Source organism: Halobaculum sp. MBLA0147, from assembly GCF_041361345.1.
Lineage (GTDB): Archaea > Halobacteriota > Halobacteria > Halobacteriales > Haloferacaceae > JAHENP01.
Genome location: NZ_JBGKAD010000001.1, coordinates 2,503,270 through 2,518,386, shown reverse-complemented (window position 1 = coordinate 2,518,386; position 15,117 = coordinate 2,503,270). Strand labels below are relative to the sequence as shown.

The window sequence follows — 15,117 nt, the reverse complement described above, 5'->3', positions numbered from 1 at the left end:
GTGTTGTTTCACTCTTCGAGGCTGTACACGGTGCTAAGAGATATATCGAGTGACTGTATCGTGGGAGATACGAGACAAATGCAGTCCCATTTCCCACAGCCGAGATGTTTGGCACCATTCGAGAACACGAACAGAGCCGGTCCGAACACCTCAAGGCTCGGCTCAAAAGCTCAACACTTGAAAATCGGGTTCTACCTCAACCTAGGGTGGAGGGGTGAGGGAACCGCACGGCGCGTGATGGCCGGTGGAAAACTCGGGATTCAGAAGCTCTCCGACGCCGAGGTACACGTTCAGCGGTACCCCGGGCAAGAGCGCGTCGAGGCAGCCCGTGAAGAACTCTCGAACAGAGTCGGAACCGACGACACCGGCAGTGTTCCGGCGAATCCAGAGACACTCGCCGAGGAGGTGGCACAGATCAAACAGCGACAGGCACAGATGATGGACGCACTGACCACGGCCGAACCGGGCGCTGCAGGGGGCCGCGACTGGGGGAAGACCGCTACCAAGGGCGTACTCGGGTCGCTGGCCGGGATGGGAACTGGTGCTGCGTTGGGTGCCGTCGCTGGGTCGGTCGTCCCCGGCGCTGGCACTGCAATCGGTGCCGCGACGGGTGCCGCACTCTCTGGAGCGGTCTCCGATCTCACCAAGCAGGGCGTCGAGTTCATGGACGCTAACCGTCCCAACAGCGAGGCCGTCGAACTCGAACAGATGTACCACGAGATTCGGCAGATGTACGCCGAACTGAAGCAGGGCCCAGAGCGACGGGACGACGAGTTGACCGACTTCTGACGATGGACGCAAAACTACGAAAACAGACAGAGAGAGGTGTCGGACTGTTGGTCACAGACAACGACGAAGGAGAACACAGGGTCGGAGTCGAGCAGGACGGCTCGGTAGTCGGATACGTCTGTGAGACGTACGACGACGATCCGAAGAATCGAACACGTAGTGAGAATCAACACTGTCACCAAGCCGAACAGTACGGGTGGTACTACGCGTTCAGGGAGTTCGGCTACGGACCGAGTGAGCGATCGAAGACGCCGGAGTTCGTCGACGCCGTCCGCCGGAGTATCGCGACCCTCTCCGAGGAGTCGTTCGAGGAGTACTTCGGCTCGCTCTACCGCCAACTGCGGAGCCACGACGACGCGTCGGTCGATCGCCCGCTCGAACTGCCACCTGCCGTCCCGGGCGAAGACAACGTCGTCTACTCGCTGGACGTGTTCCTCGGCGTCGACCTCGCCGAGACCGACGGCGCAACAGAGCTAGCGACGGCACACGGACTGGACGTGACCGACGCCGAGGCCCTCGACGACCCGAGTGAGGTGTCGCAGGATGCACTCGACGCGTGGCGGGAGTTCGGCGAGGACCTCGTCGAGACGACACCGGCGGACGAGTTGGCCTTCGAGGTGAGTGCGGTTTCCGGCATCCACGTCGGGTATCCGAACGCTCGCGGCGAACACGTCGTCGAGAAGTCTGAGGTGCCGAGCGAGCGCGACCCCGACGCGACGCTCGAACTGTTCCCGTACGCACCCGACACGCTCGCCGAGTTCCGAGACTTCCTGGACTACCACCTCCGGTGTCAAGTGCGCGACTGCTACGTCGCGAAGGGACTCCTCCCACCCGAACAGTTCCGTGTTCATGGGTTCGGCAAGTTCCGTGCCACACGCCGGTACGACGACTACGACCTCTACCCCAACTTCCACGAACAGACCGCACTCGAGGCTTCACCACTGTGAGGACATGAACGTGGAACGAGCACAGTCGAGAGGTCTGTCCGATACCCAGGTACACCTCCAACGGTACCCCGGGCAAGAGCGCGTCGAGGCGGCTCGCGAGGCGGTAGCCGACCGTGTGAGCGGTGACGACTCCCAGACGGTACCAGCCGACCCGGAGATCCTCGCGAAGGAGGTCACACAGATCAAGAACCGGCAGGAAGAGATGTACGCGGCGTTCGTCCAGGCGAGTCCCGGTGTCAACGAGTTCGACGGCGGCCGGAAGATGCTGCTCGGTGCTGCCGGCTCCCTCGCCGGTGCGGGAGCGGGGGCACTACTCGGATCGGTCGTCCCAGTCGCCGGGACAACGATGGGAGCCGCGGCTGGTGCGGCAGTCGGTGGTGCCGCCAGTGACCTGACCAAGGAGGCGCTCGGCTGGCTCACGGATAACAGCCCCGACGGTGCCTCCACCGAGATGTATCAACGTCTTCGACGGCTCGAAGCCGAACTCGAAGCTATGAAGCGAGGAGACGAATACCGAAGTAGTGAGAAAGTGGCCTTCTAGCGATGAAAGCGAGTATCAAGAAGGAAGTAGACGACGGGTTTGGTGTCTTGGTCACCGACAACCGCGGCGCCGAACACAAGGTAGGGGTGGGTTACGACGGTGGAATTGATGGGCATCTCTGCAGCGAGTACGCTGACCACCCACGGGACCGAACGGACGAGGAGAACGAACTGAACGAGCAGACCCGAAAGTTCGCCCGGTACTACGTCCACCGCCAGCGTGGGTACGACACACTCCCGCGGGCGGAGCGCCCCGAACACCTTGACACGGTTCGGCGTGCCGTCGCCGACCTCTCCGCAGACACGTTCCGGGGCCTGTTCAGCGAGTTCCACCAGCAACTCCGGAGCCACCACGACGACACCGTGCCGCGTCCGCGTCCGCTGCCGGCCGGTGTCTCTGCCGAGACCGTCCTGTACAAACTCGACGTGTACCTCGGTGCCGACCTCCGCGACGACCAACTCCGCGAGACTGCCGAGCGCGTCGCGGGGGAACACGGTCTCGATCTCGAAGACGGCCTAGAGACACAGTCGTTCGACGACGTGTCCGCAGACGTGCTCGAGGAGTGGACCGCATTCGCCGAGTCGCTCGGAACGCGCCTCGAACTGACGCCGTTCGAACTCCCAGCGGACATGCGGAACGGCGTCGTCTCCGGCGTCCACGTCGCCTATCCGCAGGCGGGTGAACTCACCACCGACCGTGGGAGCGACCCACTCGACCGCGAGCCGGACGCCACACTCGAACTCGCGCCGGTCGACCCCGGGCCGATCGACGAGTTCCAGTCGTTCCTCGATCACCACCTGAAGTGCCAGATTCGCGACGCGTACGTCACCCTCGGCCTCGCGCCGCCCGAACCGTTCCAGGTACTCGGCCTCGGCTCGTTCCACGCCGCCCGACTGTACCACAACTTCGATGTCTACCCCGAGTTCCACAGCCCCGACGCCCAACCCACCGACCTCTTCGGGTGAGCGGACACCCTAGTCGGAGACACGAGACGAGCACCGGCGACATCCACAGACCCACGACCTCTCCAACCGACGCGATCAGGAGCTCTCGAACCCGTCTTCCCACCGGAAGGTGCCGTTCCGTTGGACGACCTCGCCGTCGACGAGCAGGCGGGAGTCCTCGCTCACGTCGCTGATCAGGTCGACGTGGACCGCGGAGTCGTTCCCCTGCTCGCCGTCGGGGAGACAGGCGTCGTAGGCACGGCCGACCGCGAGGTGGACCGTGTCGCCCATCTTCTCGTCGAAGAGGATGTTGTCCGTCACGCGGTCGATGCCGCGGTTCATCCCGATGCCCAGCTCGCCGAGCCGGCGAGCACCCTCGTCCGTCTCCAGCACGTCCCGCAGCGCGTCCTCACCCGTCTCGGCACTGTAGTCGACGACCTCGCCGTCCTCGAACACGAGCCGGGCGTTCCGGACGCGCCGCGACTGGATCGTCATCGGCACGTCGAACGTCAGCGACCCCTCGGTGGCGTACGGCGCCGTGAACACCTCGCCGCTCGGGAGGTTGTGGGAGTCGTAGGCGACGCTGGCGGCGGAGTTGACCGCCGTCCGCCCGTCGACTCGCATCGTGATCTCGTCGTCGCCCGACTCGATCCGGACCTCGCTGCCCGCGTCGAGGCGCTCTTTCATCTGGGCCATCTCCTCGGCCAACGACTCCCAGTCGCGGAGCACGGCGTCGTAGACGAAGTCGCGGTACGCCTCGTACGACATCCCCGCCTGTTGGGCCAGCGACCGACTCGGGTGAACCGTCGACACCCAGTCCGTGTCCATCCGCGCCTCGCGGATCTCCTGGCGACGCCGCCGGTACGCCTGTTCCGTCTCGCCGGGCACGTCCGCCTCGGCGGCCGTGTTGCGACCGCGACCGAGGCGGAGCACCACGTCCGCGTTGCGGTACAGTGCGAGTTCGTGGCCCGGGTCCGCGTCGAAGTCGCCGTCGTGTGCCAGTTTGTACGCGCGATCCACCTCGTCGCTGTCGTAGACCGTGACGACGTTCGCGCCGCGGTCACCCAACTCCTCGGCGACCGCGACCGCGAGGTCGTGGCTCCCCTCGGCGACGGCGAGAACCACGTCGTCACCGGCCTCGACGCGTGCACTCCAGTCGACGAGCACCTCGGCGTGCTCGGAGACGCGTTCGTCCACACCGACCCCTCGGCCACCGTGGGCATAGGTCCCGCGGTCCGTCGCGTGTCGCTACTCGACGGGACCGCGGACGTACGTCTGCTCGTGGTCGGGGAACACCTCGGCGACCGTCCCCTCACCGTGGCGGTCCGTCAACAGTGCGCGGAGTTCCCCCTCGTAGTCCGCCTTCGGGATCTCCTCGCTTGGACCCACCTCGACCTCCAACTCGGCGGCGACGAGACTGTCGACCGCCGAGCGGCCGAACCCCGCCAGTGGCGAGAGGTAGTCGACGTCGTGGCGGTCCTCCAGCGACTGTGCGAACGCCCGCGAGACACTCGGCACGCGGTCGTCGCGCCGCGAGCCGTCGGCGACGGCGACCACGTCTCGTTCGGCGACCGACTCCAGCGCGTGTTCGTGGACGCGCTGGATCCCGTTGCGTGGGTAGCCGTCCGTCCGCATCGTCTCGACGGCCTCCTCGGCCACCGAGCGGTCGAGTTCGTGTGTGTCGAACGGGAACCCGAGCGACTCGGCGGCACGTCGGGCGTGCTCCCAGTCGTCCGTGACCCCGAAGTGTGCGGTGACCAACTCCACGTCGTAGAACCGGTCCAACAGGAGCGCGGCCAACGAGGAGTCCTTGCCGCCGCTGTAGAGTAAGGCGAGATCCATCCCCGACGGGTCACCGACGCCGGACGTTGAACCCGGAGTCGTCGGGCTTCAGTTCCTTCAGCAGGCGCTTCATCTGATCCTCGTCGATCTTCCCGTCGATCTGGCCGCTGCGAGCCACCGCGAGGACCTGCTGTTTCGCCTGTTTGGCGAAGTCGGGCTTGCTCATCTCGACGGCGTTGAGCCGCTGGCGTGCCCCGTCGGTGAGGTGCTGTTTGAGCAGCGCCTCCTGTTGGGCCTCGGCGCGCTCCTGTGCCGCCTGGCGCGCCTCGTCGTCGCCGCCACCCTGTGCCTGCTCTCTCAGTTGCTCGCGTTTCTTCTCGCGGAGCTCCTGCAGTCGCTCGTCGTCCTCGGGGTTCTGGCTCATGTCACCGAGGAATTCGGTCGTGAGACGCAAAACGATTTCGGAGCCGCAGAGTCGGACGGAGCGGCGGCTCGTCACCGAGCGAGTCGTCCCCACCGACAGAACGACCGTCGGTCGGTGGCGGGGTGTTCGACCGGGCGCCTCGCGACGACTCCGGCGGTCGCGTTACGCGTAGCGTTCGAGTTCCGGCCGGTCGAGGTCGTCGAGCACGTCCCCGGCGACCTCGTCGAGGAACGATCGGCCCTCGTCGGTGATCCGACGGCCCTCGCCCTGTGCGGTCTCGACGAGGTCCTCCTCCTCCAGCGACTGGAGGATCGTCCGGATGACGTTCCGGGAGCCGTCGACGTTGCTCGGCGGAGCGACACGGTACCGCGTCGATCCCTGCTTGGCGCCGCCGTAGTCGGTCGCCAGCGTGCCGACACCGACCGGCTCCTGGTCGGCGACCTTCCGGAGCAGCGACGCCGCGCGTCGGTACCAGAAGTCGTCCTGCTGGGGCGGGAGTTCGCGGTCGACGCCCGTCTTGACGAACTCTGCCCACTCCGGTTCCTCGATACGGTCTTCGAGCCGGTCGGCGACCTCCTCGATGAGGTCCTCCGCCGGAACGTCGTAGAGGGTGACCATACGGCCCGATTCGCAACCACGCAGTTTAAAATCGTCGTATCGGCTCGGGCCCGTGGCGACCCCACACACTCGTCTCGCACACGCCCTGAGGAGCCGCCACGTCGAGACACGCCCGAAGCGACCCGGTCGCGAAGGGTCACTGCCCGTACACGTCGACGCCGATCCACGAGACCACGAGTCCACCGAGGAGCACGGGGACGCCGAACACCGCTGCTCGGAAGAGGATGACTGCCGCACCCACGGTCGCCTGCGGGACGGTCAAGACGACGACCAACAGCCCCGTGAGCACACTCTCGATGAACCCGGAGCCGCCGGGAGTCGGCGTCGCACCGGCGATGGCCCCCATCGGCACCGCGAACATCACCACCGTGATGTCGACCGGTGTGTCTAGCGCGCGGAAGGCGAGCCAGAGCCCGACCATCTGACACAGCCACCCGAGCGTGGACGCCGAGAGCGCGATCACGAGGCCCCGCGGGTCCGTCGCCACGCGCTCGATCGCGCCGAGGAAGTGGTCCACGCGGTGTTCGACGGTGTCCGTACTCGGTTCGGAGACGCCCGGGACCAGTCGCGCGACACGCTGGACGAGCGGCGTCAGTCGCCCGGTGACGAACCCACGCAGGCGGTCGCGGTTGCGCCACCCGAGGTAGCCGACGACGGGGACCGCCACCGCGAGGACGACCGCGATTCCCGTCGCCACCCGGAGTCGCCGGCCGAACGTCGCCTGTGTGGCGTAGTAGGCGGCCCCGAGCAGCGCGAACGCGATGGAGGGGAAGAAGTTCAGCGTGTCGACGCTGGCGATGGCCGCGAGGCTCCGCTCGTACTCCGTGTCCGTCACCGCGGAGATCAACAGCGCGGTCACGGGCTCGCCGCCGGCCTGCCCGAACGGCGTGACGTTGTTGGCGAACATCGCGCCGTTGAACACGAAGAAGGCGAGGTGCGGTGGGATGTCGACGCCGAGGACGCCCAGTACGGTCCGGAGTGCGAACCCCCACGCGAGGAGCCACAGGAGGATCGCACCGACGACGAGTGCGAGCACCGGCGGCTCCGCACGCACGAGGTTGGCCGTCAACTCGCCCACGTCGAGCGAGTAGACCAACACCCCGAGGACGCCACCGGCCGCGAGGAACCCCAGCACGGTGGCGCGCAACTGATCGCCGTTCACGACTCCCCGCTCCGACGCGAGTCGGTATCAACCCGGCGAAGTGGGGCGCACGCGGTGGGTGGGGAGTCGTCCGAGTGGAGGGGAGACGGATCGTCGACGTGGCGGCCGGGCGAGTCGTCGGAACACGTCGGACTCGGGTGGTGCCGTGGCGGCGGGACGGTCCGCGAGCGGTCGGACGCTCGCGTCTAGGGTGGGTCGACAGTCAAGGTGTCCGAGTCGAGAGACTGTCGTGGAGTGGGCCGTTGGTTCCGAGCAACGGTGTGCGTCTCCCCCACGCGTCGAACTCGAACGGCTCCCCGTCGAGGCCGGTCAACGTCGCGCCGGCCGCGCGTGCGACGACGACACCCGCGGCGACGTCCCACGGCGCGGTGTCGTACTCCCACACGGCGTCGGTCGCACCACTCGCGAGGTGACAGAGGTGGAGCCCCGCGGAGCCGAGTCGACGGATGCCGCGAGCGTCGTCGTAGAACTCCCGGAGGAACGCACCGCCCGGGTCGTAGCCGGACATCAGGACACTCTCGGAGAGTGCCTCGCGATCCGTCGTCGAGACGGGGTCGCCGTTCAGTCGAGCGAACCTGTCGCGGATCTCGGTCCACAGGTCACCCGTCTCGGGGGCGTGAACGACGCCGAGTACCGGCACTCCGTCGGCGACCAGTCCGACGGAGACGCAGTAGTTGGGGTTGCCGTTCGCGTAGTTGCTGGTTCCGTCGAGCGGGTCGACGATCCAGGTGGCGGCACCGTCACCGCGTGTCGCACCACACTCCTCGGAGAGACACGCACACTGGGGGAACTCGGCGTCGAGCGTCGCCGTGATCGTCTCCTCCGCGAGGCGGTCGGCGTCGGTGACGATGTCCGCGCTGTCCGTCTTGTGGTGTTCCGTGTCGACGTCCCCGTGCCGTCGTCGGAGTGGTTCGGCGACACTCTCGACGGCGTCGACGGCCACGCGGAGTGCCCGAGAGAGGTCGACCGGGACGTCGGGGTCGGCTCCGGACACACGGGCCGGATCGTCCGTCTCCGTCGGGCGTGTCGGGTCGACGGCGTCCGTCCGAACGGGAGTCACCGATCGCGTCGAACCGTCGGCATCCACCCGAGTGGGGGTCGTGGGTGGTGTCGGGTCCGTCCGTGGGTCGTCGTCGTCGCGGACGCTCCACCCGAGTCGTGCCTCGAGTGTGTCGTAGAACTGGTCGTCGAGACGCGTCGTGACGAGTTCGGCCGGTGGTGCCGTCCCGTCGACGTGGAGTGGCGTTCCGGGTTCCAGTTCGCGGTACCGTTGTCCACCGTCGACACGCAGCGTGGTCGGTCCGTCGGGGACGACGGTGATCGGTGTGTCGGGACCGACCACGAGTGGCCGGACACCCAACGAGTGCGTCTCCAGTGGGACGATCTGGACGGCCTCACTGGCGCGTGGGTCGTGGATCGGACCACCGGCGGACAACGCGAGTCCAGTCGACCCGGTCGCCGTGGAGACGACCACGCCACCGCCGTGGTACTCGCCGACGTACTCCCGGTCGACGTACACGTCGATCCCCACCGTCTTCCGGTCGACGGGATCGTCCGGGGGCCGGGGACGGACGACGACGTCGTTCAGTGCGGTCGTCGAGAGGTCGGACGCCGCGACAGTGAGACGAGGACGTCGTTCGACCGCCGCGCGGCCGAGTACGATCTCCGTGAGTGCCGCGCCGACGCCGTCTGCCGGGACGCGGACGAGGAACGCGAGTGTCCCCGTGTCGACACCGAGTATTGGAATGCCGTGGGGCGCGAACTGACGGACGGCCTGGAGGAACGTGCCGTCGCCACCGACGGCGACACCCAGGGTCGCCTCCCCGTCTCGCGAGAGTCCGGGTGGAGACTCTCCGACGGGGACGGTCGTCAGAGCCACACCGTGTTCCGTCGTCCACCGTTCGAGCCGACGGACCGGACGGTCACTGTCGGGGCTGACGACCGCGACGATCCGGTCGGTCGTCGTCAGTCGTCTCGCGTGCACGGGTCGATCACGGCCAGAGCCCGCGGATCTCGTGGGCTTCGGCGACACGCTGGAGCGCGACGACGTAGGCGGCGTCACGCCACGTCACGTCGTGGCGTTCCCGTTCGTCCCGAACGGCCCGCCACGCCGACAACACCTCCGTCTCCAACTCCTCGTTGACGCGCTCTCGCGACCACGTTCGCCGGTTGATGTCTTGGAGCCACTCGAAGTAACTCACCGTCACACCACCGGCGTTGGCGAGGATGTCGGGGAGCACCGGCACACCTCGCTCGGCGAGGATCTCGTCTGCTCGGGACGTCGTCGGGCCGTTCGCACCCTCGACGACCAGGTCCGCACGTACGTCCGCGGCGTTCTCGGCCGTCAGGACGTTCCCGAGTGCGGCGGGGATCAACACGTCGACGTCGAGTTCGAGGAGTGTCTCGTTGGAGATCACCTGCTCGGCGGTGTCGGTGACCGCCTCCGGCTCTTCGTCGTGGAGCGGGACCGACGTGGTGTCGATCCCGTCGGGATCGTACATCGCACCGTTCACGTCGCTGACCGCGACGATCGTCGCTCCCCACTCGTCGAGGAGGCGGGCGGCGTTGCCGCCGACGCTCCCGTACCCCTGTACCGCCACGGTGGTGTCGGCGAGTGGCCAGTCGTAGTGGTCACACATCGCCCGCGTGACGATCGCGACACTCCGACCGGGGGCCTCTTCGCGCCCCTCACTACCGCCGACGAGTGGTGGTTTCCCGGTGACGACACCCGGTGCCGTCTCCCCCTCCTGCATCGAGTAGGCGTCCATGAACCACGCCATCGTCTGGGGATCGGTCCCCATGTCCGGGGCCGGGATATCCTCGTGTGGACCGATCACGTCGCGGATCTCCTGTGCGAACCGGCGTGTCAGTCGTTCCTTCTCGTCGCGACTCAGCCGTTTGGGGTTCACCGCGACGCCACCCTTCGCGCCGCCGAACGGCAGGTCCATGACGGCACACTTCCACGTCATCCACATTCCGAGCCCCACGCACTCGTCGCGTGTGACCTCGGGGTGGTACCGGAGTCCACCCTTGTGGGGCCCGCGGACACTGTCGTGTTGTGCGCGGTACCCGGTGAACACCTCGACGGTCCCGTCGTCGAGTTCGATCGGGATGGTCACTTCGTGGACCTGTTTGGCGTGTTCGAGTCGTTCGACGACGTTCGGATCGATGTCGACGTGTGCGGCAGCCCGCGAGAGCTGTCGACGTGCCGTCTCCAACATCGACTCGTCCGTCTCGTCGGTCGTCGATCCGTCGGTCGTCGAGTCGTCCGTCGTCGTCTCGTCGTCGTGTGTCGTGTCTGTCGACGCCATCGTCACTCGATCGGTGTCCGTCGGTTCCGCATCGGGTCACCACAGTCGGGACACTCTCCCGGGTGATCCGTCGTTCGGACTATCGTTCCACAGCCGAAACACTCGTAGGGCGTCTCCGCCTCGGGTCGCTGGTCTACGTCTCTCATGAGTCACCACGTCCCTCCGCGGGACGCGACTCGCCGTCGGGGACGGGTTCGGGTGTAGTTTGACGTTGAAAGTCGAACACCCGGTGTCGAGAGGGGTTGATTATCCAACAGTGTCGGATCGAACTGGAGACTGCCGAACGGCGTCGAGTCGATCCGGGGGCCACCGAACCGTGTCGGGTCGAGTCGATCCAGGCGCCACCGAACCGTGTCGAGTCGACCCGAGGACTACCGAACGGCGTCGGATCGGAGTGACGGAGCAGACTCCTCGTCGAACAGCGTGTCGAACAGTTTCCGTTGGACCGTCCTGACGTGCCGGTAGAACGCCGTCGAGGAGATGTCGAGTCGAGCCGCGACCTCCTCGCCGGTACTCCCGCGCGGGGACTCGAAGAACCCGGCGTAGTAGGCCGTCTGTGCAACCTCGAGTTGCCGGTCGGTCACGGTGTCGAGGAACTCCGAGGCGACGCCGTAGTCCACGTCGCGATCGAGTTCCCGTTTCGAGCGGAGCGACACGTCCTCGAACCGCGTCCGTACGAAGTCGGAGATCTCACCCACGGTGACGCCGTCCGGCACGTCGACGACAACGGTCGCACCGTCGGCGGTCGCAGTGACACTCTGGAGGACTGCACCGTGGTCTGCGAGCCCGAGCGCGAAGAACGGTTCGGCGAGTCGAACACGGATGACGCCACCATGTCCGTCTTCGGAGACGACCTGCACGTCCCCGAACATCACCAGGCGATCCGCCGCCGCCTCGACCGCCTCCGTCGGCGCGTGGTCCACCGCGAGGAACACCTCCGTCCCGTCGTCCGTCTGTCGTGCACGACCACGGTACGTGAGTTCCGGGTCGCCCGTCGTCGCCGTCTCCCGTGCGACCTCGCGTGCCAGCCGTGTCGGCGCGAACGTCGGGTCGCCGATAGCGTACTCCGTCCGGACGACCGTCGGAGAGACGAGCGCGTTCTTCCGTCCGATGCCGGCCAACGCCGACGCGACCGTCTCGCGCAACTCCCCGAGGACGGTCCGCGTCGTCTCGTCGAACGCACCGTGTACAGAGCCGTAGACGGTCAACACACCGTGGACGACGTCGTTGTACACCAGTGGGAGACTCACCACGGAGAGGAAGTCGCGCGCGAGCGCCTCGCGCCGCCACGTCTCGTCGCGGAGGTCCGCCGCGACGTCGTCGACGACGACCGTCTCGCCGGTCCGTACCGCCCGAGTACTCGGATCACCATCCTCCGAGTCCACCGCGAGCGAGAGACTGTCCAGGTAGTCACCGCCGGTGCCGCTCCACGCACGCGGTTCGACCGCCGTCTCCGCCCGGTCCGCACGGCCGATCCACGCGAACGCGAACCGGTCTCCGTCCGTCAGTCGGTCACACACCGTCTGTTCGATCTCGCGACGAGTTTCGGCACGGACCAACGCTTGGTCGATCTCTCTGATCGTCTCGTTGACGCGGTTCAATTCTGAGAGTCGTGCGTTCTGTTGAGAGAGTTCACGCTCCTGTTCGCGAAGTCGTGACTCCCTGGTGACACGGTCGAGTGCCGCCTCCGCCGTCGCCGCGAACAGGTCAACGAGTTCGCGTGTGACCCCGTCGAACTCGCCGATGCGAGCGGAGCCGACGACCGCCACGCCGTGGTCCCCGAGTGGGACGAACGCCGCACTCCGGAGGTCCGTCGCTCGATTCTGGAGTCGGTCGGCGTCGTGAACGTCGTCGAAGAACCGTGTCTCGCCCGTCACGAAACTGTGACCGACGAGTCCGTCGTCGCCGACACGGACGTTCGGCGGCGGACCGTGGAGTGTCTCGAACCGGTCGTCGCTCGCGACCAACTGGAGACGGTTCGCCGTCTCGTCGAACAGGAACACGCCACACGCCTCGACGCCGAGTGCCGCCTCCGTGTCGGCGACGACCTGCGTTGCGATCTCGTGGGTCGTCTCGGCGTACAGCAGTTCCCGAGCCGTCGCCTGCAGCGTCGTGAGTGCCTCCTCTCGTCGTTTCCGTTTCGTGATGTCTCGACAACTGAACAGGATCTCGCCGTCGCGAACGGACACCGACCGAACGTTCACCAGGAGTGTGTGTTCGCGGCCCGCCTTGTCCGTCGCCGTACACTCGATGTTCTTCAACACCTCCTTCTCGGCGAGTTCGTCGGGGTCGAACAGATCTTCGCCGAGGAGGTCCTCGACCGAGCCCATCGCCTCGATCTCCGCCGCCGTGTACCCGAAGATGAAGTGTGCGTTCGGACAAACGTACGTGTACGACCCGTCCTCGTCGGTCATCAACACCGTGTCCGTCATGTTGTTGAGCGTGAGTCGGTGGAGTCGCTCCGACGCGCGGAGGTCGCGTTCGAGTTCGACGCGGTCGGTCACGTCGACACCCTCGACGACGATGGCGACGACACTGCCAGCCCCGTCGGTGACTGGCCTGATCGACAGCTCCAAGAGGCGTTCGCTCCCGTCCCACGGCTGGAACCCGACGACCAGCTCGACGTACTCGTCGTCGCCCGCACGCTCGACCGCGTCACGCACGTCCGTACTCGTCCGCCCGTCGCTCCGCGTCTGCCCACCACCATCCCGCGTCTGCCCACCGTCGCCCCGTGTCTGTCCACCGTCACTCCACCACTCGCGTGCCCACAGTTTCGTCCCGACCACGTCCGACACGGAGCCGTCGACCGCCGCCAGTGCCGTCTCGTTGACGCGTCGGACCGTCCCGTCGGGGCGCAACACCCACGTCGCCGTCCGCGTATCGTGGAAGATCGCGTCGAACTGTCGCGCACGTCGGCGACGCGTCACGTCGCGTCGCGCCGATCGCAACCGACGTTCGACACGATCCAAGAGGTCGTCCAGAGGCGGCTCCGTCGAGGCACCGTCCTCGGTGTGTTCGTCACGACACAACCTGACGTAGTCGCTCGCACCCGCTGCAGTGGCCGCACTCGCGAGTCGCTCGCTCCCGTCGGCCGTGGCGAGCACGACCGGAGCGGTCTCGACGGCCGTCGTGAGCGTCTCGACGAGTTCGGGACACGTCACGCCGTCCACCTCGGCTGCAGTGACGACACAGTCGATCGACTCCACGGCGAGCGTCTCGACGGCCGCGTCGACACTCGCGACGGACTGGACGGTCCCACCGGGACCCCGCTCGGGTGGCTCGAGTGCATCGATCGCAGTTCGGAGTGTGTCCGTCCAGTCGGGGACACCGACGACGAGTACGTCCGCACTCGCGAGGAGATCGACGGTCTCGGTCACACCGAGGCTATCCGTGTTGCGTACTTCAACGTACGGACCCGTCGAGTCTGTGCGTCGACGCGGCGAGCGGTACCCCACGAGGCTTGCCGGATCACGGAGATTGTTGTTCTACTGAGAGTATTGTACAGTATGCAACAGAACGTCGGAGAGGCGGACGGGACCGTCCGCGTGTTGCTCGGTGCCGTCCTCGGAGTCGTGTCACTCGCGGTGCTCGCCGGGAGCGTCCCGTTACCGACACTCGCGTCGCCCGCCCTCGGTGTCGTCGCACTGGTGTTGCTGGTGACGGGTGCGGTGAACACGTGTCCGTTGTACGGGCTCCTCGGCGTCGACACGCTCCGGCAGCGGTTCTGAGACGAGGTCGACCCGTGGCTACCCTCCCGAGGCGAGACCGGCTCAGCGACTCCCCCGAGCGCCGCGGGCGACGACCGTCGGCTGGCTCGTCGCCGCGATCTCGAGGAAGTTGTCGAAGACCGTCTTCGTCGCTGCCGCGGCGGCGACCGCGTCGTCCGTGATCCCCGCTCGAACGGCCTCGAGTCGTTCCGTGGGCAGGTCCTTCCCGTCGACGACCCACGTCGCGGTCTCGCGGTCGTACTCGGGGTGGAACTGGACGCCGTAGGTGTCACCCACCCGGTACGCCTGTACCCCGACGTCGTTCCGTGCCAACACCGTCGCCCCCGGCGGGAGTGCGGCGACACGGTCGGAGTGTGTCTCGAAGCTGGTGAAGGTCTCGTCGACGCCGTCGAACAGCGGGTCCGCCCCGACACGTTCGATCTGCTCGTACCCCAGTTCGTACTCGTGCATGTCCACGACGCGCCCACCGAGTGCCTGTGCGAAGAACTGGTGCCCCCAACAGATGCCGAGTGCGGGGACACCCGCCTCGTAGACGCGGCGTCCCCACTCGGTGAGTTCGTGAATCCAGTCGTAGACGGCCGTCTGTGACCCACTCACGACGACGGCGTCGAACGTCCACTCCGGACTCGTCGGGGTCGGAGGGATCTCACCCGTACTCGCCGCGAACACCGTCGTCGACGCCGACAGTTCCCGTTCGAGGTTTCGCCGTGCCGGCGTCCCTCCGACCGACGCGTCGACGACTGCGATCTCGAGGCTCACACGAGGCCGTACGCGGTGGGTGACGATAAGTATTGTGTATATATTGCAATACTGCTCGAGAGGAGCCGGAGTAGACGAGTCGAGACGGACACCCGTCGTCGGGACGGACCGA

Annotated in this window: 15 protein-coding genes; 5 read left to right on the top strand and 10 right to left on the bottom strand. The window is 66.9% G+C overall.

The genetic code is table 11. The features are described 5' to 3' along the window. The first annotated feature begins 237 nt into the window (after nt 1-237). From RYH80_RS12095 to RYH80_RS12080, 4 genes are read left to right on the top strand one after another with little or no spacing between them, the layout of a single operon-like run. Nucleotides 238-789, top strand: a complete 552-nt coding sequence (locus RYH80_RS12095; RefSeq protein ID WP_370904130.1) for a hypothetical protein — start codon at nt 238-240, stop codon at nt 787-789. Between the two features lie 2 nt (nt 790-791). Beyond that, nucleotides 792-1,736: a DUF7958 family protein gene (locus RYH80_RS12090; RefSeq protein WP_370904129.1), complete on the top strand. Its 945-nt coding sequence runs from the start codon at nt 792-794 to the stop codon at nt 1,734-1,736. Nucleotides 1,737-1,740: 4 nt separating this feature from the next. Then, the gene (locus RYH80_RS12085; RefSeq protein ID WP_370904128.1) at nt 1,741-2,277 is read left to right on the top strand and encodes a hypothetical protein; all 537 of its coding nucleotides are present in this window, start codon (nt 1,741-1,743) and stop codon (nt 2,275-2,277) included. A gap of 2 nt (nt 2,278-2,279) precedes the next feature. Continuing rightward, the gene (locus RYH80_RS12080) at nt 2,280-3,242 is read left to right on the top strand and encodes a DUF7958 family protein (RefSeq protein WP_370904127.1); all 963 of its coding nucleotides are present in this window, start codon (nt 2,280-2,282) and stop codon (nt 3,240-3,242) included. A gap of 75 nt (nt 3,243-3,317) precedes the next feature. On the opposite strand, the gene RYH80_RS12075 is transcribed toward RYH80_RS12080, so the two are convergent. The 9 genes from RYH80_RS12075 to RYH80_RS12035 form a co-directional block, all read right to left on the bottom strand. Continuing rightward, nucleotides 3,318-4,418 (bottom strand): aminopeptidase, encoded by a 1,101-nt coding sequence (locus tag RYH80_RS12075; RefSeq protein ID WP_370904126.1) that lies wholly within the window; start codon nt 4,416-4,418, stop codon nt 3,318-3,320. Between the two features lie 51 nt (nt 4,419-4,469). Continuing rightward, nucleotides 4,470-5,063 (bottom strand): DUF7411 family protein, encoded by a 594-nt coding sequence (locus RYH80_RS12070; protein WP_370904125.1) that lies wholly within the window; start codon nt 5,061-5,063, stop codon nt 4,470-4,472. Nucleotides 5,064-5,073: 10 nt separating this feature from the next. Next, nucleotides 5,074-5,427, bottom strand: coding sequence for a DNA-binding protein (locus RYH80_RS12065; RefSeq protein WP_370904124.1), 354 nt, complete (start codon nt 5,425-5,427; stop codon nt 5,074-5,076). Between the two features lie 162 nt (nt 5,428-5,589). Then, on the bottom strand, nt 5,590-6,045 hold the full coding sequence (locus RYH80_RS12060; protein WP_370904123.1) for a 30S ribosomal protein S19e: 456 nt from the start codon (nt 6,043-6,045) through the stop codon (nt 5,590-5,592). Between the two features lie 136 nt (nt 6,046-6,181). Further along, nucleotides 6,182-7,207: a lysylphosphatidylglycerol synthase transmembrane domain-containing protein gene (locus RYH80_RS12055; protein WP_370904122.1), complete on the bottom strand. Its 1,026-nt coding sequence runs from the start codon at nt 7,205-7,207 to the stop codon at nt 6,182-6,184. Between the two features lie 202 nt (nt 7,208-7,409). Next, complete coding sequence (locus tag RYH80_RS12050) at nt 7,410-9,191, bottom strand: inositol monophosphatase family protein (protein WP_370904121.1); 1,782 nt, start codon at nt 9,189-9,191, stop codon at nt 7,410-7,412. Between the two features lie 7 nt (nt 9,192-9,198). Further along, nucleotides 9,199-10,428, bottom strand: a complete 1,230-nt coding sequence (gene gdhB / locus RYH80_RS12045; RefSeq protein ID WP_370904711.1) for a glutamate dehydrogenase GdhB — start codon at nt 10,426-10,428, stop codon at nt 9,199-9,201. Nucleotides 10,429-10,520: 92 nt separating this feature from the next. Then, nucleotides 10,521-10,664 carry a rubrerythrin-like domain-containing protein gene (locus tag RYH80_RS12040; RefSeq protein ID WP_370904120.1) on the bottom strand — a complete coding sequence of 48 codons (144 nt, stop codon included), beginning with the start codon at nt 10,662-10,664 and terminating at the stop codon, nt 10,521-10,523. Nucleotides 10,665-10,889: 225 nt separating this feature from the next. Further along, nucleotides 10,890-13,895: a GAF domain-containing protein gene (locus tag RYH80_RS12035; protein ID WP_370904119.1), complete on the bottom strand. Its 3,006-nt coding sequence runs from the start codon at nt 13,893-13,895 to the stop codon at nt 10,890-10,892. 129 nt (nt 13,896-14,024) lie between these two features. On the opposite strand from RYH80_RS12035, the gene RYH80_RS12030 reads away from it, so the two are divergent. Continuing rightward, nucleotides 14,025-14,246: a YgaP family membrane protein gene (locus RYH80_RS12030; protein WP_370904118.1), complete on the top strand. Its 222-nt coding sequence runs from the start codon at nt 14,025-14,027 to the stop codon at nt 14,244-14,246. A gap of 42 nt (nt 14,247-14,288) precedes the next feature. Here RYH80_RS12030 and RYH80_RS12025 read toward each other — a convergent pair whose 3' ends face one another. Next, nucleotides 14,289-15,005 (bottom strand): type 1 glutamine amidotransferase, encoded by a 717-nt coding sequence (locus tag RYH80_RS12025; RefSeq protein WP_370904117.1) that lies wholly within the window; start codon nt 15,003-15,005, stop codon nt 14,289-14,291. Between the last annotated feature and the right edge of the window lie 112 nt (nt 15,006-15,117).